1 protein-coding gene is annotated in these 1,721 nt (G+C 48.8%); it reads left to right on the top strand.

Annotated elements, in window-relative coordinates; translation table 11 throughout:
- Positions 1 to 93 precede the first annotated feature (93 nt).
- A protein-coding gene (locus E1189_RS01710; RefSeq protein ID WP_230459989.1) for an ISNCY family transposase occupies positions 94 to 1,517 on the top strand; the annotation gives its coding sequence in 2 pieces (ribosomal slippage) (positions 94 to 538 and positions 538 to 1,517; 1,425 coding nt in all).
- Positions 1,518 to 1,721: the final 204 nt, after the last annotated feature.

The following is a 1,721-nucleotide window of genomic DNA, read 5'->3' as shown; positions in this document are numbered from 1 at the left end:
TAGTGCCTGTCAGAAAACCCTCAAACCCTTGAAATCAGCCACTTAAGGTCTAATTTAGTGCTCGAAGATTTCTACAAGCAGGTTGTTTGAAGTATGCGCCAGGCCATCAATCCTCAGATGCAGTTAGGTGAAGTCGACATTTCGGCTGTGACATTCAACCCCAAGTCACGGGATGATATTCCCCGGCTGTTGAGAGCCTTACAGCATATCTGGACTGATCTTGAACTGCGCACTCAGGTTCTCAAGGTGCTTGAGACAGCAATTTCTGCCGACCACAACAACGGCCGCCCCGGCATGGATCTCTGGCGAATATTGGTCTTTGGTACTCTGCGCCTGGTTATCAACTGTGACTATGACCGCCTGCAGGAACTGGCCAATGAACACGGTACACTACGGCAAATGCTCGGGCATGGCCCTTATTGTGAGCACCTTTATCACATTCAAACGCTGCAGGATAACATCGCCCTGTTTACTCCGCAGATACTGGATCAGGTGAATCAGGTCGTGGTGGCTGCTGGCCATCAGCTGGTTAAAAAAAAGACGAATCGTTACATGGCCGTGCCGATTCGTTCGTAGTCAAAACAGACGTCCACTTTCCTACAGATATAAGTTTGTTAAGTGACGCCTGTCGTAAAGCCATTGAGTTCGCTTCTGCTCTGGCCGGTGACTATGGCGAACCACTCTGGCGCCAACAGGACTATCTGAAAAAACAGCACCGCAAGCGTTATCATACTGTGCGCAACCTGAAGCGTTCTACCGCACGGTGTGAGTCAAAGCGCAAGCTGCGACAACATGATATGGATATGGCTTATCTGGGTTACCTGAAGTACAGCTTTACCATCATCCGCAAAGCAGAACTGACGCTGTCAGTTCTCACCAAACGACATCCTGAAGAGGATAGACTGGAGAATCTTGGCTACTGGATCACTCAGGCTAAACGTTTAACCAACCTCACCTATCGTCGTGTTATTGAGCAGGAGCAAATTCCCCATGCAGAGAAAGTATTTTCTCTGTTTGAGCCCCATACCGAATGGATCAGCAAGGGAAAGGCTGGTACTCCGGTAGAGCTGGGAATGCGCGTCTGTGTCCTGCAGGATCAATTCGGTTTTACCCTTCACCATCAGGTCATGGAAAAGCAGACTGACGACCAGGTGACAGTTCCTATGGCAGAAGGTGCCAAGGATCGCTTCCCGGAACTGACACAAGTCAGCTATGACAGGGGGTTCTGGAGCCCAGGGAACCTTGAGCATCTCGAAACGATCCTTGATCGAGCGGTTTTGCCCAAGAAGGGCAAGCTTTCAGCCGAGGACAAAAAGCGAGAGAGGCATCCTGAATTTGTCAGAGCGAAGCGTAAGCATTCTGCAGTTGAGTCAGACATCAATTGTCTGGAGTCTCACGGTCTCGATAAGTGTCCAGATAAAGGATTGGAGGCTTTCAAACGCTATGTTTCACTGGCCGTTGTAGCCACCAACTTAAACCGGTTGGGGAAAATCCTGTTGGAACGAGACCGACAATAGTCACCCGCTGATTTTTGGCGTGTTTTTTTCTTATCATGCGAGGCATGAGGTTTTTGCGTATCTGAAAATCGGTATAATTGGTTGTTTTTTACTCAATATCAGGCGTTGGCGAACGGAATTGAGCTAAAAAACGGTGCCAACATCCTCCAAGGGCTGAAATGGAAAATATGTGACCGAATTTAATGGGTTTCCTGACAGGCACTA

It is taken from the genome of Parendozoicomonas verongulae (genome assembly GCF_009711465.1).
In the GTDB taxonomy this organism is placed as follows: domain Bacteria; phylum Pseudomonadota; class Gammaproteobacteria; order Pseudomonadales; family Endozoicomonadaceae; genus Sansalvadorimonas; species Sansalvadorimonas verongulae.
Note: the sequence above shows the minus strand (reverse complement) of the source record. Positions and strands in the feature narration are given on the sequence as shown.